Here is a 15666-nt window from a genome sequence, read left to right as displayed (position 1 = left end):
AACAGGCATGGATTATTATGACCCAATGGTGCTATTTCACAGCTTTCGGATTGCCGCATTGACGACCGTGATCGCGGTATCCGCCCACTCAGCATGGGCACAACAGACCGGCAGTGACAGCCGCCCCGCCACAGATGAATCTCCAGTGGTATCCAACCCGGCACTGGATGCTGAATTGTTCTACGAGATTTTCCTGGGCGAAATCAGCGCCCGAACAGGCGACCCCGGTGCTGGTTATGCCTTCATGCTGGAGGCTGCACGCCGCAGTGCAGATGGCCAACTCTACCAAAGGGCCGCAGATATCGCCTTGCAGTCACGATCGGGTGAATATGCACTGGCAGCTGCCAAGGCATGGAAAGAGGCCCTGCCACAGTCGCGCGAGGCGAATCGCTATGTACTGCAAATTCTTGTTGCACTGAACCGTATTGGCGAAACACCCGATCTGCTGCGCCAGGAACTCGCCCAATCATCCCCCCGCGCAAAGGCTTCGACCCTGTCTGCACTGCCCCAGATGTACGGGCGTGCCAGCGACAAGGCGCTGGCGGCGAAGGTGGTGGAAGCCGCCCTCGTGGACGAGCTTTCCCACCCTGCCACCGGCCCTGTGGCCTGGGTATCCCTGGGTCGCCTTCGCCTCGCGGCGGGCGATAAATCGGGGGCACTGGATGCCGCTCGGCGCGCGCAGGCTCTTGACGACGCTAACGAGGGGGCCGCCAGGCTGGCGCTGGAGCTGATGGAAGAGAACACGCCCGAGGCCGAACCACTGGTAACACAAGCACTTGCCAAACAACCCGTGCCAGAGTTGCGGATGGGCTATGCGCGGGTTCTTTTGGGTTTGCAGCGCTACCCCGATGCTGCCCGTCAACTGGAATACGTCACCAAAGAGAAACCGGACTTGGTAGAGGCCTGGCTGGTGCTGGCCACCCTGCAGTTGCAAGACAACAGGCTCTCCGCTGCAGAGAATGCGCTGCAGCGCTTCATGGAGCTCACCTCCGCCGCGACCGATCCTGAAGTGCGTCAGAAAGGGCTTACGCAAGCCTATTTGCTGTCCGCACAGCTCGCAGAGAAGAAGGGCGATTTTGCCGCTGCAGAAGCGTGGCTCAACCGCATCGACAACGTGGACGAAGCCTTCAGTGCGCAAAGCCGCCGCGCGTCCCTGCTGGCACGGCAGGGCAAAGTGGCCCAGGCGCGGGAACTGCTGCGAAACCTGCCAGGAACCTCTGCTGACGACAAACGCATGAAGCTGCTGGCCGAGGTGCAGCTACTGCGTGACCTGCGGCTTTACCAGGAAGCCTACCAAGTCCAGAGCGAGCTTGTGGCGCTCGCACCTGATGACGCCGAACTGGTGTATGACCAAGCCATGCTGGCCGAAAAAGCGGGTCACCCGGAGACTATGGAGAAGCTGCTGAGGCAGGTGATTTCCCAGAAGCCTCAATACCACCATGCTTACAACGCCCTCGGTTATTCATTGGCAGACCGGGGCGTGCGACTGGACGAAGCCAAACAGCTGATTCTGAAAGCACTGGAGTTCGCCCCCTCCGATCCCTTCATTACCGACAGTCTGGGCTGGGTGGAATTTCGCATGGGCAACAAGGCAGAGGCCAAGCGGCACCTGGAAACCGCCTACAAAGCTCGCCCGGATGTAGAAATCGCAGCGCATCTCGGTGAGGTGCTTTGGAACCTGGGTGACAAGGAAGCTGCCCTCAAGGTCTGGAAAGAAGGCGCACGGACAAGCCCTGACAATGAAACGCTGAAAGAAACGCTGAAGCGCCTTGGGGTGAGCCTTTGATGTACGGAGTTTCAGGAACTCCTTTTCAACGCGTTGCGCGCCTCATGGTCGGCCCACGTGTCGCCGGGCTGCTGCTGTGGGTGGCCTGCGCACTGTGGCTGATCGGCTGCGCGCAGCCGCCACAGGTACCTGCAGGCGAAGAAGATGCCTGGAATGGGCGTATCGCCCTGCAGGTGGAAGGACAGGCATCGCAGTCGTTCTCTGCAATATTTGAACTGCGGGGCAATGCGCAGGCCGGGGGGCTTGCACTGATCAGCCCGCTCGGCAGCCGCATCGCACAGCTGGAATGGAAAGATGGCCATGCACAGCTGACCAGCGCGCAGGAATCGCGGACCTCTGATTCACTCGACGCACTGCTGCAGGATGTGACGGGCACGCGCATCCCCGTGGCCGCCCTGTTCGCCTGGCTCAAGGGTGTACAAACCACCGTGCCAGGCTGGAGGGCCGATCTTTCGGCCCTGGAACAGGGGCGGCTGGTGGCACACCGCGACGACCCCGCCCCCCAGGCCACTTTGCGCATTGCACTGACCCGCTAGCCGCCCTCCTCACGCGCCCTATTCGTTGCCATGCAATCCCTGTATGACGTGCCGGCTCCGGCAAAGCTCAACCTGTTCCTTCACATCACAGGCCAACGCGCGGACGGGTACCACCTGCTGCAGTCGGTCTTCATGTTGATCGACTGGTGCGACACCCTCCATTTCGAGCGCCGCGCCGGTGGCGCTATCACACGCGAAGACCTGGGCACGGCACTGCCAGAGCTAGACCTGACGATCAAGGCCGCGCTCGCACTGCAGCAAGCCACCGGCTGCACCCAGGGTGCACACATTGGCGTCGTGAAAACCATCCCCTCCCAGGCGGGCATGGGTGGTGGCTCTTCCGATGCAGCCAGCACCCTGCTTGCCCTTAACAGGTTGTGGGGTCTGAACCTGTCGCAATCGGCACTGGAAGCTATTGGCCTGAAGCTCGGTGCAGACATTCCATTTTTTTTACGCGGCCACAACGCCTGGGTCGAAGGAATTGGTGAGACAATCACGCCGCTTGAGAAAGCACAGCAACTACCGCAAGCGCGCTTTGCCATAGTGAAGCCCGCTGCAGGTTTGGAGACAAAAGCAATTTTTTCGTCACCAAGTTTGAAACGCGATTCAGATAGTGCTACAATCTTAGGCTTTGCTGCAGCACACTTTGACTTCGGTCGAAACGACTTGCAGCCAGTTGCCCAGGCACTTTGCACCGAGGTTACCGAAGCCATTGAATGGCTCGATGTCCGAGGATTGCAAGGCAGGATGACAGGCTCAGGAAGTGCAGTGTTTGCGCATATGTCACATGCAGTTGACTTGAGTGGAGCCCCACAGGGCTGGCAAGTCAAGGAATGTGAAAATCTGATGGTCCATCCTCTGGCAGGTTGGGCATCAGGCAAGAATTAAGGTTAGCTGCCTTCGGTAGTTGACCTGTGTAGGGGAGTCGCCAAGCTGGTTAAGGCACCGGATTTTGATTCCGGCATGCGAAGGTTCGAATCCTTCTTCCCCTGCCAAACGCTTTCCGCGTACGGGCTTTTATTTCAGACTGCTGGGACGCTCATGCAAGCCAACCACCCCGACTTCATGGTTTTCACCGGCAATGCCAATCCTGGCATGGCAGCTGAAATTGCCCAACACCTCGGCACCACCCTCGGTGCGGCTGATGTGGGTCGATTCTCCGACGGTGAAGTCACCGTTGAAATCAAGCAAAACGTGCGCGCACGCGATGTTTTCGTGGTGCAGTCCACCTGCGCCCCCACCAACGAAAACCTCATGGAACTGCTGATCATGGTTGATGCGCTCAAGCGTGCATCGGCTGAGCGCATCAGCGCCGTGATCCCTTACTTCGGCTATGCCCGCCAGGACCGCCGCCCGCGTTCGACGCGCGTGCCTATCACCGCCAAGGTGGTGGCCAACATGCTGCAAGCCGTGGGCGTGGCACGCGTGCTGACCATGGACTTGCATGCCGACCAGATCCAGGGCTTTTTCGACATCCCGGTGGACAACATCTACGCGTCGCCCGTGCTGCTGGGCGACCTGCGTCAGAAGAACTATGAAGACCTGATTGTGGTCTCGCCCGACGTGGGTGGCGTGGTGCGCGCCCGTGCACTGGCCAAGCAGCTCAACTGCGACCTGGCCATCATCGACAAGCGCCGCCCCAAAGCCAACGTGTCCGAAGTCATGCACGTGATCGGCGAAATCGAAGGCCGCAACTGCGTGATCATGGACGACATGATCGACACCGCCGGCACGCTGGTAAAGGCCGCTGAAGTGCTCAAGGAGCGTGGGGCCAAGAAGGTGTACGCCTACTGTACGCACCCTATTTTTTCGGGTCCTGCCATCGAACGCATCGCCAAGGGCTCGGCCCTCGATGAAGTGGTGGTGACCAACACCATCCCGCTGAGCGACAACGCCCGGGGATGCGCCAAGATTCGCCAACTTTCCGTGGCCCCGCTGATCGCAGAGACGATCCAGCGCATTGCCAAGGGTGAGTCGGTGATGAGTCTGTTCTCGGACCAAGACAACCTGTTCTGACAAACGCGGGGCTCGCAAGAGGCCTTCGGCTTGGAAAGACGGTTGAACAGGACACCAAGCCTCCTTCGGGAGGCTTGTCTGTTGGTTCGGGAACGAAGTGTGGCCTGCTATCGCAGGCCTTTTTAAAACAGGGCAAGACTGGTCGCGGTCTGTCCTTTTCAGGAGCTAGTTATGAACTTCGTCGCTTTTGAGCGCGCCAAGCAAGGTACGGGTGCGAGCCGCCGTCTGCGCAATTCGGGCAAGACGCCTGGCATCGTCTACGGTGGCACCGCCGAACCCCAACTCATCGAGGTGGACCACAATGCACTGTGGCACGCCCTCAAGAAGGAAGCTTTCCACTCCAGCGTGCTGGACATGGAAGTTGCCGGCACGACCTCCAAGGTTCTGCTGCGTGACGTGCAATACCACCCCTACAAGCAACTCGTGCTGCACATCGACTTCCAGCGCGTGGACGAAAAGACCAAGCTGCACATGAAGGTGCCACTGCACTACAGCGGTGCTGACGAGTCCAACGCCGTCAAGGTCGACAAGTGCATGGTCAACCCGATCGTGAACGAGCTGGACGTGACCTGCATGCCTTCGGACCTGCCTGAGTTCATCGCTGTGGACCTGTCCAAGCTGGAAAAGGGCGCATCCCTGCACCTGAAGGACATCAAGCTGCCCAAGGGCGTGACGGCCAAGATCCGTGGCGGTCAGAACAACAACCCCGTGCTGGTGTCCGTGGTGCCTCCAGTGGTGGTCGTTGAGACCCCTGCCGAAGCAGCTCCTGCTGCCGACGCCAAGGGCAAGGGCAAGGGCAAGAAGTAATTCGCCGGTCAACGACCTCGATCACTTCACCCGGTCAGCCCGCCCTGCGGCGTTGACCCCCAACGGCCCACCTTGTGTGGGCCGTTTTCATTGGCGCAAAGCCATTCGCATCTGCAAACCGTCTGGCTCTAACCACCCCACACCCACCGATAATCCCGCCAATGATCAAGCTGTTTGTAGGCCTTGGAAACCCCGGGCCAGACTACGAAGCCACCCGCCACAACGCCGGTTTCTGGTGGATTGATGCGCTGGCGCGCGAACTCAAGGCCACGCTGGTGCCCGAGCGCAGCTACCACGGGCTGGTAGCGCGCACGACGGTGCATGGGCAAAGCGTCTGGCTGCTGCAGCCACAGACCTTCATGAACCTCTCGGGCAAGTCGGTGGCTTCGCTGGCGCGCTTCTTCAAGATCCAGCCCGAAGAAATCCTGGTGGTGCATGACGAACTGGACATTCCGCCAGGGCAGGTCAAGCTCAAGCGCGGCGGCAGCCATGCAGGGCACAACGGCCTGCGGGACATCCACGGCCAGCTCGGCTCCCCCGACTATTGGCGCCTGCGCGTGGGCATCGGCCACCCGGGCGTGAAAAGCGAAGTCGCCAACTGGGTGCTCAAAAAGCCCTCCCCCGACCAGCGCACGCTGATCGAAGACAGCATCGTCCATTCGCTGAAGGCCTACCCGGCCATGCTGGCGGGCGAGATGGACAAGGCCACCTTGCTCATCCACACCACCAAACCGCCGCGCCCCAAGCCCCCCCGCCCTGCAGAAGACTGAGCGGCGCGGCTGGAATAAGGGTAACGACGGTCCGTCGCATCCCCTTCGGTCAATAGCTATTATTTTTATAGCTTCTTGCGCTTGATGGATAAGCGCTAGAGCCAAAAAACACTACAAATTAACTCGAAGCTGGCGCCTGCAACCACTGGAACTTCTGCCACAGCGTCTCGCGGTTCTCGACGTGCTGCGGGTTCACGGGGATGCAGGCGACGGGGCAGACCTGCACACATTGGGGCTCGTCAAAGTGCCCCACACATTCCGTGCACTTGTTCGGGTCGATCTCGTAGATCTCCTGCCCCAGATAGATGGCCTGGTTAGGGCATTCGGGCTCGCACACATCACAGTTGATGCACTCGTCGGTGATCATCAGCGCCATACGACCTCCCTGGGCACAGGGCCAAAAACAATGGAGAAGGGGTACGCGGCGCGGTTCATGCTCCGTATTATCCCGCGCTGGTGGCATGTGCCTTGCATGCCACACTGCAACCCACCACCGCTGACGGGGATGTTTTTACCGTTATGCTGTGTATACACATTAATTTTGACGCCCGCGCGCCCTACCCCTCTCCTCACCCACCTCACCCATGGGCCTGTTTTTTCTCAAGCGGTTTATTACCCTCCTGGCCACGCTTATCGGCGCGTCCATTGTTGTGTTTCTGGTGCTCGAGATCCTGCCGGGCAACGCCGCCCAGATGCTCATGGGACCCGACGCCTCGCCCGAAGCCGTGGCTGCGCTGGCCAGCAAGCTGGGGTTGGACCAGCCCGCCAGCCTGCGCTACTGGCAATGGGTGAGCGGGCTGGTGGTGGGCAACATGGGCGACAGCTACGCCTACAGCTCGCCTGTGCTGGACCTGGTGCTGGAGCGTCTGGCGCTCACCGTGCCCCTGGCACTGATGGCCATGGTCATCACCACCGTGCTGGCCCTGGTGGCAGGTGTGTATGCAGCATCGCGCCACAACAAGATCGGTGATGTCGGCGTGATGGGGCTGGCGCAGATCGGAATTGCCATCCCCAATTTCTGGTTCGCCATCCTGCTGATCCTGCTGTTCTCCGTGAAACTGCAGTGGTTCTCGGCCGGTGGCTTCCCCGGCTGGACCGAAGACGCTGGCGGTAGTCCACTCGAAGCCCTCAAGGCCCTGCTGCTGCCCGCCATTGCGCTGGCCGTGGTGCAGGCCGCCATCCTCGCGCGTATCACGCGCTCGGCCGTGCTGGAGGTGCTACGCGAAGACTTTGTGCGCACTGCCCGCGCCAAGGGCCTGTCGCAGCGCGCGGCGCTCTGGGGCCATGTGCTGCGCAACGCCATGATCCCGGTAATCACCGTGATGGGGCTGCAGTTTGCCAACCTGCTGGCCGGCACCATCGTGGTGGAGAACGTGTTCTACCTGCCCGGCCTGGGGCGGCTGATCTTCCAGTCCATCTCCAACCGCGACCTGATCGTGGTGCGCAACTGCGTGATGCTGCTCGCCGCCATGGTGGTCATCGTGAATTTCGTGGTGGACATCCTTTACGCCGTGATCGACCCGCGCGTGAAGGCCTCCGACATCTGATCCCCCCATGAACGCTGTCATTCCTTCGCCTTCTGTCACCTCTGCCCCCAGCTGGCTGCACCGCGCGCTGCGCCACCGCAGCTTCGTGATCGGCGCCGTCCTGTCGCTGCTGCTCCTGCTGGCCGCTGCACTGTCGCTGGTCTGGACACCCTGGTCGCCCTACGAGATGGACCTGGCCTCCAAGCTGCAGCCGCCCACCGGCACACACTGGCTGGGCACCGATGCCTTTGGGCGTGATGTGGCGTCGCTGTTGCTGGTGGGTGCGCGCAATTCCATTCTGGTGGGCGTGATCGCCGTGGGCATCGGGCTGACTGTTGGCACGGCGCTGGGCCTGCTGGCAGCGGCCAAGCGCGGCTGGGTTGAAGAACTCATCATGCGGCTGGCCGACTTTACGTTTGCCTTCCCGGCCATCCTGTCCGCCATCATGCTCACCGCTGTGTTCGGCGCGGGCATCGTCAACTCCATCATTGCCATCGGCATCTTCAACATACCGACGTTTGCGCGCGTCACCCGGGCATCGGCCAATGCAGTGTGGTCGCGTGAATACATCCTGGCGTCGCGCGCCTGCGGCAAGGGCAGCTTGCGCATCACGCTGGAGCATGTGCTGCCCAACATCCTGTCGGTGCTCATCGTGCAGGCCACCATCCAGTTCGCCATTGCCATCCTGGCCGAAGCCGCCCTCTCCTATTTGGGCCTGGGCACCCAGCCGCCCCAACCCTCCTGGGGCCGCATGCTCAGCGAAGCACAGACGCTGATGTTCCAGGCCCCGCTGCTGGCCGTCTGGCCTGGTGTGGCGATTGCGCTGGCCGTGCTGGGGCTGAACCTGCTGGGCGATGGTCTGCGCGACCTGCTGGACCCACGCTTGTCGCGCAAGCGCTGAAACCTCCGCCGAACCTTGCACGAACTGTTCTCCATGTCTTTCCTGCTCGAAGTCTCCAACCTCCGCATCCGCCTGCAGACGCACCGTGGCCCGGCCGATGCCGTACGCGGCGTGAGCTTTTCGCTGGCGCGCGGTGAAACCCTGGGCCTGATTGGTGAATCGGGCTGTGGCAAATCCATCACCGCCATGTCGCTCATGGGGCTGCTGCCTGACAGCGCGCAGGTCACCGGCAGCATTCGCTTTGATGGCCAAGAGCTGGTGGGCCGCACCGATGCACAGATGTGCCAGATGCGCGGCAACCGCATTGGCATGGTGTTCCAGGAGCCCATGACGGCCCTGAACCCCGTGCACACCATCGGCCGCCAGGTGGCAGAGCCGCTGCGCCTGCACCGGGGCATGAATGCGGCAGCCGCACGCACCGAAGCCATTGCCCTGCTGGACCGCGTGGGAATCCCCAACGCCGCGCAGCGCTTTGACGCCTATCCGCACCAGTTCTCCGGCGGGCAGCGCCAGCGCATCACCATCGCAATGGCGCTGGCCTGCGGGCCTGATCTGCTGATTGCCGACGAGCCCACCACGGCGCTCGATGTGACGATCCAGCAGCAGATCCTGGACCTCATCAGCGATCTGGTGGCCGAGCGCAACATGGCGCTCATCCTGATCTCGCACGACCTGGGCGTGATCTCGCAGAACGTGGACCGCATGATGGTGATGTACGGCGGCAGCGTGGTCGAAAGCGGCTCCACCGCCTCGGTCTTCTCGGCCATGGCCCACCCCTACACACGCGGCCTGTTTGCCGCCCGGCCTCACCTGGGCGCCGTGCACGCGCCCGGCCAGCGCCCGCGCCTGTCCACCATTCCGGGCACGGTGCCTGAGCTGGTCGACCTGCCTTCAGGTTGCCCTTTTGCGGGCCGCTGCAGCTACACGGTGGATGCCTGCCACCACAACCAGCCCGAGGCCACGCTCGTGGCCACCGATGCCGATGGCGACCACAAGGTGCGCTGTCTGCGGCGCGAGGCCATTGCCGAAGCCCAGAGTGCCCAGGTGGTAAACATCGTCGAGGTGGCCGCATGACCCAGGCGCTGCACAGCACCCATCCCGCAGAAACGCCGCTGCTGCAGGTCAAAGACCTGGTGCGTGAATACACGCTGCCGCGCGACCATCTGTTCAAGCCACCCGGCAAGGTGCATGCCCTCAACGGCGTGAACTTCTCCATTGCATCGGGCCGCAGCCTGGGCATCGTTGGCGAATCGGGCTCGGGCAAGTCCACCCTGGCACGGCTGGTAATGGCGCTCGATACCCCCACTTCCGGCACGGTCGAGCTGCTGGGCCGCAACCTGCACCAGTTGCCCGCCGAGCAACTGCGCCAGGCGCGGCGCGACTTTCAGATGGTGTTCCAGGACCCATATGGATCACTGGACCCGCGCCAGACGGTCGAGCGCATCGTGACCGAGCCACTGCAGGCGCAAGGACAGACCACGCGCGCCGAGCAGCGCGAGCAGGCCGCCCAGGTGCTGGCCCAGGTGGGCCTGCGCACCAACGACCTGGGCAAGTACCCGCACGAATTTTCTGGCGGCCAGCGCCAGCGCATCGCCATAGCGCGTGCCCTCATCACCCGGCCCCGCCTCATCGTGGCGGACGAACCCGTGAGCGCGCTCGACGTGTCGGTGCAGGCCCAGGTGCTGAACCTGATGCAGGACCTGCAGCAGCAGTTCGGCATCACCTACATGCTCATCAGCCACGACCTCGCCGTGGTGAATCACCTGTGCGACGAGGTGGTGGTGCTGTACCAGGGCCGCATCGTAGAGCGGGGCTCTCCCGGAGAGCTGTTCCGCAACGCGCAGCACCCGTACACGCAATCGCTGGTGGGTGCGGTGCCGCAGGTGCTGCCGGGCCGTGCAAGGGCGCGCCGTGCCGCTGCTGCGGCCGCAGCAAAAATCGTGTAACCAAATACCGATGTGATGGTGTAAAAAGCTTTTGTGCTCCCCGGCAACCCATTGCAAAGGCGCCGGGGTCTTCGTCTGGTTTTTTGTCTGGAGAGTCCGAACATGCTGAACCGCCGTACCGTCCTTGCCACTGGCGCCATCGCCGCTGTGCCCCTGTCCACCTCGCTTGGCGCCATGGCGCAAAGCCGCAAAGATGCGGTGACGCTGGCGATGACGCTGGAGCCCCCAGGCCTGGACCCCACCGCCGGTGCGGCATCTGCCATCGCCGAGATCGTTCAATACAACATCTTCGAGACGCTCACCAAGATCAACCCCGACGGCAGCGTGTCGCCCCTGCTGGCCGAAAGCTGGGAGGTCTCGCCCGACCTCAAGACCTACACCTTCAAGCTGCGCCGTGGCGTGAAGTTCCAGAACGGCGAGCCCTTCACCGCTGCGGCCGTCAAGTTCTCGTACGACCGCGCGGGCGGTGAGAAGAGCACCAACAAGGACAAGCGCACCTTTGCAGGCATCACCACCCAGGTGGTGGACGACTACACCGTGGTGCTGCTCAACAAGGAGATCGACCCCGACCTGCTGTTCATCCTCGGCCAGGCCACCTCCATCATCGTGGAGCCCAAGAGCGCCGACACCAACGCGAACAAGCCCGTGGGCACCGGCCCCTACCAGCTGCAGGCCTGGAACAAGGGATCATCCGTGGTGCTGACCGCGTGGGACGGCTACCGCGACGCCAAGGCCATCAAGATCAAGCGCGCCACGTTCCGCTTCATCTCCGACCCCGCCGCCCAGGTGGCCGCCCTGCTGGCCGGTGACGTGGACGCCTTCCCGCGCGTCACACCGCGCAGCGTGGCACAGTTCAAGGCCAACCCGAAGTACCAGGTGATCGTGGCAGGCTCGCGCGCCAAGACCATTCTGGCCATCAACAACGGCAAGAAGCCGCTGGACGATGTGCGCGTGCGCCGCGCCATTGCCGCAGCCATTGACCGCAAGGCCGTGATCGAAGGCGCGGGCGACGGCTACGGTGCGCCCATTGGCAGCCACTACGTGCCTGGCGCCTTTGGCTATGTGGACACCACGGGCGTGAACCCCTACGACCCCGAGAAGGCCAAGAAGCTGCTGGCCGAAGCCGGCATCAAGACGCCGCTGGAGCTGACCATGACGCTGCCCCCCACGCCTTACGCCCGCCAGGGCGGCGAGGTGGTGGCTGCCCAGCTGGCCAAGGTCGGCATCATCGCCAAGATCCAGAACGTGGAATGGGCGCAGTGGCTCAGCGGCACCTACGGCAGCAAGAACTACGACCTGACCATCATCAGCCACGTGGAGCCCTTCGACCTGGGCAACTTTGCCAAGCCCGACTACTACTGGGCCTACAACTCGCCCAAGTTCAACGACCTGTTCACCCAGATCAAGAACGCCGCCCGCCCCGCCGACCGCGCCAAGCTGCTGGGCGATGCCCAGCGCCTGTTGGCCAACGACGCAGTGCACGCCTTCCTGTACTCCAACCAATGGATCACGGTGGCCAACAAGAACCTCAAGGGCTTGTGGAAAGACATGCCTGTGTTCGTGAACGACATCTCCGCGCTGTCCTGGTCTTGAGATGGGCTCCCCCCTGAGGCCCTTCGGGCCTTCCCCCCGCTCTCGCATTGCTGCGCAATGCGGGCAGGGGAACGCAGCCCTCGCTGCGGGGCGGCCCTTGCTCGGCTGCCCGCGCCTGGGCCGCGCCAGTTTCGCGGGCAGCGCACAGCGCAGTGAATAGCTGAAGCCCGCAGAAGCAGAAAGCTCCTAAACTAATAGCTGCCAGCGCTTTACCAATAAGCGCTAGCAGCCTTTTTTATTGATAAAACTCCCCAAACCCCGCCATGACAGCCCTGCACGACCTGCCCGCCCACGACCTCCTTGCCGCCTACCGCCAGCGCACGCTGTCCCCCGTCGAGGTCACGCAGGCCGTGCTGGCCCACATTGAGCGGTGGGAGCCCCACATCCGCGCCACCTACCTGCTGCGCCCTGAGATGGCCCTGGCGCAAGCCCGCGAATCGGAAGCCCGCTGGCTGCGTGGTGAGCCCAAGGGCGCGCTGGATGGCGTGCCCAGCACCATCAAGGAAAACATCGCCACCGAAGGCGATCCAACGCCCCTGGGCACGGCCGCCGTCGAGCTGGTGCCCGCCGCTGCCGATGCACCGCCCGCCGCCCGCATGCGCGAGGCGGGCGCCGTCATCGTGGCCAAGACCACCATGCCCGACTACGGCATGTTGTCCTCGGGCCTGTCCACCTTTCACCCCCTGTCGCGCAACCCGTGGGACACCCGCAAGGGCCCCGGCGGCTCCAGCGCCGGCGGTGGCGCTGCCGCAGCCGCAGGCTACGGCCCGCTGCACATTGGCACCGACATCGGCGGCTCGCTGCGCCTGCCCGCCAGCTGGTGCGGCATCTTCAGCCTGAAGCCCAGCCTGGGCCGCATTCCGATCGATCCACCCTACACCGGCCGCGCCGCAGGCCCCATGACCCGCACCGTGGCCGACGCCGCGCTGATGATGCAGGTGCTGAGCCAGCCCGACGCGCGCGACAGCATGAGCCTGCCCTACCAGGACATCGCGTGGAGCCAGTTCAACAAGGGCGCCGAACGCTTGCGCGGCCTGCGCATTGGTTTGCTGCTGGATGCGGGCTGCGGCCTGCCGGTGGAGCCCGAGGTGAAAGCCGCCGTAGAACGCGCAGCAAAACTCATGGAGGCCGCGGGCGCCACCATCGTGCCCATGGCGCCTTTCATGACCCAGGCCATGCTCAACGGCATGGACCATTTCTGGCGCATGCGCTCGCACATCGACCTGCAGGCCCTGCCCGCCGCGCGGCGCGACAAGGTGCTGCCCTACATCCGCACCTGGGCCGACAGCGCAGCGGGCATGAGCGGCACCGAAGTCTTCAACGCCAGCCACCAGTTCCACCTGACGCGGGTCAACACCGTGAAGGCCTGCAGTGCCTTTGACTATGTGATCTCCCCCGTGGCGCCCATGCCCGCCTTCCAGGCCGAACTGCCCTCGCCCACCAACGACCCGCTGCGCCCGCTGGAGCACATCGGGTTTACCGTGCCCTTCAACATGTCCGAGCAGCCCGCCGCGTCGGTCAACTGCGGCTACACCACAAGCGGCCTGCCCATTGGCCTGCAGATTGCGGGTGCACGTTTTGACGACCTGGGCGTGCTGCAGGTGGCACACGCGTTCGAGCTGATCCGTGAACCCCAGCGGGCATGGCCCCAGCCGCCAGCGGGCTGAAAGCATGGCCGGAGGTTGTTGGTAACCTTGGGGGTTTGTTGGCAGACACCGGGCCACCCTGGGCCACCACTCTCCCACCCCCTGTACGAACGCACCACACCGCATGGACATCCTCATCCTGGCGATCCTGATTGCCACCGGCACCTACATGCTCAACGCCAAAGAGCAGCGCAAGCGCATTGCGCTGCTGGGCAGCCACCTGGCCAACTACCAGATCGAAAAGCTCATGGAGGCCCTGACCGACGGCTACCTGCGCGCCCTGGGCGAAAGCACGGACGAGCGCCGCCAGCAGATCTGGAGTCTGCTGAGCACCACCGAGGCGCAACTCACCGAGCAATTCAGCCGGTTTGCCGCCGACTTTGCCAAGGAGCCCGAGGCCACCACACGCGTCAGCCGCCTGGCAATGGCGATCCCCTTTGCCGAGAAGATATTGCCCAGCTTCACCTTCGACATGCGCAAGGCCCTGGCCATCCACGCGCGCGGCATTGCGCACGTGGTGCAGAACACCAGCCACCTCGCGCCCAAGGACCGGGCCTTCATGATGACGGCAGAACTGTTCCTCATGCAGCACACCTGCCACTGGTTCTGCAAATCCAAGACCATTGCCACCGCCCGCATGCTGGCGCGCCACCAGACGCCGCACGAGCAGCTCGTGGCCTCGGCGTCTGCCGACACCCGCAAAGCCTATCTGACGCTGATCAAGGGCGGCTGATCCACCACCCCTAACAATGCCCCATGCCATCCTCCACGCACACCCGCACGACCGATAGCCTGGGCAACCCCGTCACCTTGCAGGACACCGCCAGCGCGGCGGCCTTGAATGACTTTGTCGAAGGCTTCATCGCCTGCGAAGCCCGCGCGGTGAATGTGCTGAACGCAGCCGCAGACACCAGCCCCATCGTGCAAGCCAGTTGCGCGGCGCTGCACATGTTTGCCGAATCGGCCGACGCACCGCGCAACGCACGCCCCTTCATCAACCAGGCGCTGGCCAACGCCCCACAAGCCAGTGACCGCGAGCAACGTTTTGTCGCTGCCGTGGCTGCCTGGGTGGATGGCGACCTGCCCCGTGCGATTGCGCTGCATGAGGAGCAGGCACGCCTGTTTCCACGCGACCTGGCATCGCTCAAGCTCGGTCAATACCATTTGTTCAACCGGGGCGACTCGCCCGGCATGCTGCGCCTGGCGCTGCAGGCTGTGCCTGCCGCCGCCGATGTGCCCTACCTGCACGGCATGCTGGCCTTTGGCTGGGAGCAATGCCATTTGCTCGACCGCGCCGAGGCCTCCGCCCGCCACGCCATCGCCCTTTGCCGCAAGGAGCCCTGGGCCCACCACGCCCTGGCCCACGTGATGCTGACGCAGGGACGCATCCGCGAAGGTACCGACTTCATGGCCAGCATGAGCGACACCTGGACGGGCCTGAACTCCTTCATGGTCACGCACAACTGGTGGCACCAGGCGCTCTTTCTGCTGGAGCAGGACCGGCACGCCGAAGTGCTGGCGCTGTATGACAGCCAAGTCTGGGGGGTGGTCAAGGAATACACGCAGGACCAGATCGGCGCCGTGTCACTGCTCGCTCGGCTGGAGCTGGCGGGCGTAGACGTGGGCAACCGCTGGGCCGATGTGGCCGACCACCTGGCACTGCGTCTGGCCGACCACGTGTTGCCATTCCTGGACCTGCAATACCTCTACGGCCTGGCCCGCGCCGGGCGCATGGAGGCCGTGCACACGCTGCACAACAACATCGCAGCCCACGCCGCCACCCGCACCGAGGCGCATGAACGCACCGTGTGGCAACAGGTGTGTGTACCCGCAGCGCAGGGCTTGCTGGCGCATGCGCAGGGCGACTGGGCGACTGCAGCGGAGCAACTGGGCGCGGCCCTGCCCCGGCTGGTGGAGATTGGCGGCAGCCACGCGCAGCGGGATTTGTTTCACCAGATCTGGCTGGATGCACTGCAGCGCAATGGGCAGTGGGCGGCGGTGCAGAATTTGTTGCAGCCGTTGGTGAATGGGCAGCCGGAATCGAAGAGGCTGGCGCGGCAGGTGGGGGTGGTGAATGGGGTGTTGGGATTGCCGGAGGGTTGCGGCGGACGGGCCTTTCAATGACTCATCAAGGCATGC

The 15666-nt window shown here is 63.5% G+C and carries 15 protein-coding genes and 1 tRNA gene; 15 read left to right on the top strand and 1 reads right to left on the bottom strand.

From position 1 onward, the window contains the following. The first annotated feature begins 7 nt into the window (after positions 1-7). The 7 genes from NFX52_RS00860 to pth all read left to right on the top strand — a co-directional run bounded on the left by NFX52_RS00860 (position 8) and on the right by pth (position 5915). Positions 8-1786, top strand: coding sequence for a tetratricopeptide repeat protein (locus NFX52_RS00860; protein WP_055399060.1), 1779 nt, complete (start codon positions 8-10; stop codon positions 1784-1786). A gap of 44 nt (positions 1787-1830) precedes the next feature. After that, entirely contained in the window at positions 1831-2322 is a 492-nt protein-coding gene (locus tag NFX52_RS00855) for a lipoprotein insertase outer membrane protein LolB (RefSeq protein WP_055399062.1), read from the top strand. A gap of 30 nt (positions 2323-2352) precedes the next feature. Further along, positions 2353-3210 (top strand): 4-(cytidine 5'-diphospho)-2-C-methyl-D-erythritol kinase, encoded by an 858-nt coding sequence (gene ispE, locus NFX52_RS00850; RefSeq protein ID WP_055399064.1) that lies wholly within the window; start codon positions 2353-2355, stop codon positions 3208-3210. Between the two features lie 30 nt (positions 3211-3240). Continuing rightward, positions 3241-3317, top strand: a tRNA-Gln gene (locus NFX52_RS00845). 46 nt (positions 3318-3363) lie between these two features. Continuing rightward, on the top strand, positions 3364-4338 hold the full coding sequence (locus tag NFX52_RS00840) for a ribose-phosphate pyrophosphokinase (RefSeq protein WP_055399067.1): 975 nt from the start codon (positions 3364-3366) through the stop codon (positions 4336-4338). A gap of 171 nt (positions 4339-4509) precedes the next feature. After that, positions 4510-5145, top strand: coding sequence for a 50S ribosomal protein L25/general stress protein Ctc (locus NFX52_RS00835; RefSeq protein WP_055399069.1), 636 nt, complete (start codon positions 4510-4512; stop codon positions 5143-5145). A 161-nt stretch (positions 5146-5306) separates the two neighbouring features. After that, positions 5307-5915 (top strand): aminoacyl-tRNA hydrolase, encoded by a 609-nt coding sequence (gene pth, locus NFX52_RS00830; protein ID WP_055399071.1) that lies wholly within the window; start codon positions 5307-5309, stop codon positions 5913-5915. A gap of 118 nt (positions 5916-6033) precedes the next feature. Here the strand turns inward: pth and NFX52_RS00825 are convergent, their stop codons facing one another. Beyond that, positions 6034-6291: a YfhL family 4Fe-4S dicluster ferredoxin gene (locus NFX52_RS00825; protein ID WP_252635349.1), complete on the bottom strand. Its 258-nt coding sequence runs from the start codon at positions 6289-6291 to the stop codon at positions 6034-6036. 208 nt (positions 6292-6499) lie between these two features. Here NFX52_RS00825 and NFX52_RS00820 point away from each other — a divergent pair, with 208 nt between their 5' ends. From NFX52_RS00820 to NFX52_RS00785, 8 genes are all read left to right on the top strand, one after another. Then, complete coding sequence (locus NFX52_RS00820) at positions 6500-7462, top strand: ABC transporter permease (RefSeq protein ID WP_055399075.1); 963 nt, start codon at positions 6500-6502, stop codon at positions 7460-7462. Between the two features lie 7 nt (positions 7463-7469). Continuing rightward, positions 7470-8342, top strand: a complete 873-nt coding sequence (locus NFX52_RS00815; protein ID WP_055399077.1) for an ABC transporter permease — start codon at positions 7470-7472, stop codon at positions 8340-8342. 33 nt (positions 8343-8375) lie between these two features. Continuing rightward, positions 8376-9416, top strand: a complete 1041-nt coding sequence (locus tag NFX52_RS00810; protein WP_055399355.1) for an ABC transporter ATP-binding protein — start codon at positions 8376-8378, stop codon at positions 9414-9416. Beyond that, positions 9413-10288, top strand: coding sequence for an ATP-binding cassette domain-containing protein (locus tag NFX52_RS00805; RefSeq protein ID WP_055399079.1), 876 nt, complete (start codon positions 9413-9415; stop codon positions 10286-10288). The genes NFX52_RS00810 and NFX52_RS00805 overlap by 4 nt, the downstream gene beginning before the upstream one ends. A 102-nt stretch (positions 10289-10390) precedes the next feature. Then, on the top strand, positions 10391-11881 hold the full coding sequence (locus NFX52_RS00800; protein ID WP_055399081.1) for an ABC transporter substrate-binding protein: 1491 nt from the start codon (positions 10391-10393) through the stop codon (positions 11879-11881). 263 nt (positions 11882-12144) lie between these two features. Next, entirely contained in the window at positions 12145-13548 is a 1404-nt protein-coding gene (locus NFX52_RS00795) for an amidase (protein WP_055399083.1), read from the top strand. A gap of 103 nt (positions 13549-13651) precedes the next feature. Next, positions 13652-14260 carry a hypothetical protein gene (locus tag NFX52_RS00790; protein WP_252635348.1) on the top strand — a complete coding sequence of 203 codons (609 nt, stop codon included), beginning with the start codon at positions 13652-13654 and terminating at the stop codon, positions 14258-14260. A 23-nt stretch (positions 14261-14283) separates the two neighbouring features. Beyond that, entirely contained in the window at positions 14284-15651 is a 1368-nt protein-coding gene (locus NFX52_RS00785) for a tetratricopeptide repeat protein (RefSeq protein ID WP_055399087.1), read from the top strand. Positions 15652-15666 lie beyond the last annotated feature (15 nt).

The organism is Acidovorax facilis, from assembly GCF_023913775.1.
In the GTDB taxonomy this organism is placed as follows: Bacteria; Pseudomonadota; Gammaproteobacteria; order Burkholderiales; family Burkholderiaceae_C; genus Acidovorax; species Acidovorax facilis.
Note: the sequence above shows the minus strand (reverse complement) of the source record. Positions and strands in the feature narration are given on the sequence as shown.

Bases quoted from the DNA above. Each gene is read 5' to 3' on its own strand.
- NFX52_RS00860 (WP_055399060.1), top strand. From the start codon at position 8: ATGGATTATTATGACCCAATGGTGCTATTTCACAGCTTTCGGATTGCC.
- NFX52_RS00855 (WP_055399062.1), top strand. From the start codon at position 1,831: ATGGTCGGCCCACGTGTCGCCGGGCTGCTGCTGTGGGTGGCCTGCGCA.
- ispE (WP_055399064.1), top strand. From the start codon at position 2,353: ATGCAATCCCTGTATGACGTGCCGGCTCCGGCAAAGCTCAACCTGTTC.
- NFX52_RS00840 (WP_055399067.1), top strand. From the start codon at position 3,364: ATGCAAGCCAACCACCCCGACTTCATGGTTTTCACCGGCAATGCCAAT.
- NFX52_RS00835 (WP_055399069.1), top strand. From the start codon at position 4,510: ATGAACTTCGTCGCTTTTGAGCGCGCCAAGCAAGGTACGGGTGCGAGC.
- pth (WP_055399071.1), top strand. From the start codon at position 5,307: ATGATCAAGCTGTTTGTAGGCCTTGGAAACCCCGGGCCAGACTACGAA.
- NFX52_RS00825 (WP_252635349.1), bottom strand. From the start codon at position 6,291: ATGGCGCTGATGATCACCGACGAGTGCATCAACTGTGATGTGTGCGAG.
- NFX52_RS00820 (WP_055399075.1), top strand. From the start codon at position 6,500: ATGGGCCTGTTTTTTCTCAAGCGGTTTATTACCCTCCTGGCCACGCTT.
- NFX52_RS00815 (WP_055399077.1), top strand. From the start codon at position 7,470: ATGAACGCTGTCATTCCTTCGCCTTCTGTCACCTCTGCCCCCAGCTGG.
- NFX52_RS00810 (WP_055399355.1), top strand. From the start codon at position 8,376: ATGTCTTTCCTGCTCGAAGTCTCCAACCTCCGCATCCGCCTGCAGACG.
- NFX52_RS00805 (WP_055399079.1), top strand. From the start codon at position 9,413: ATGACCCAGGCGCTGCACAGCACCCATCCCGCAGAAACGCCGCTGCTG.
- NFX52_RS00800 (WP_055399081.1), top strand. From the start codon at position 10,391: ATGCTGAACCGCCGTACCGTCCTTGCCACTGGCGCCATCGCCGCTGTG.
- NFX52_RS00795 (WP_055399083.1), top strand. From the start codon at position 12,145: ATGACAGCCCTGCACGACCTGCCCGCCCACGACCTCCTTGCCGCCTAC.
- NFX52_RS00790 (WP_252635348.1), top strand. From the start codon at position 13,652: ATGGACATCCTCATCCTGGCGATCCTGATTGCCACCGGCACCTACATG.
- NFX52_RS00785 (WP_055399087.1), top strand. From the start codon at position 14,284: ATGCCATCCTCCACGCACACCCGCACGACCGATAGCCTGGGCAACCCC.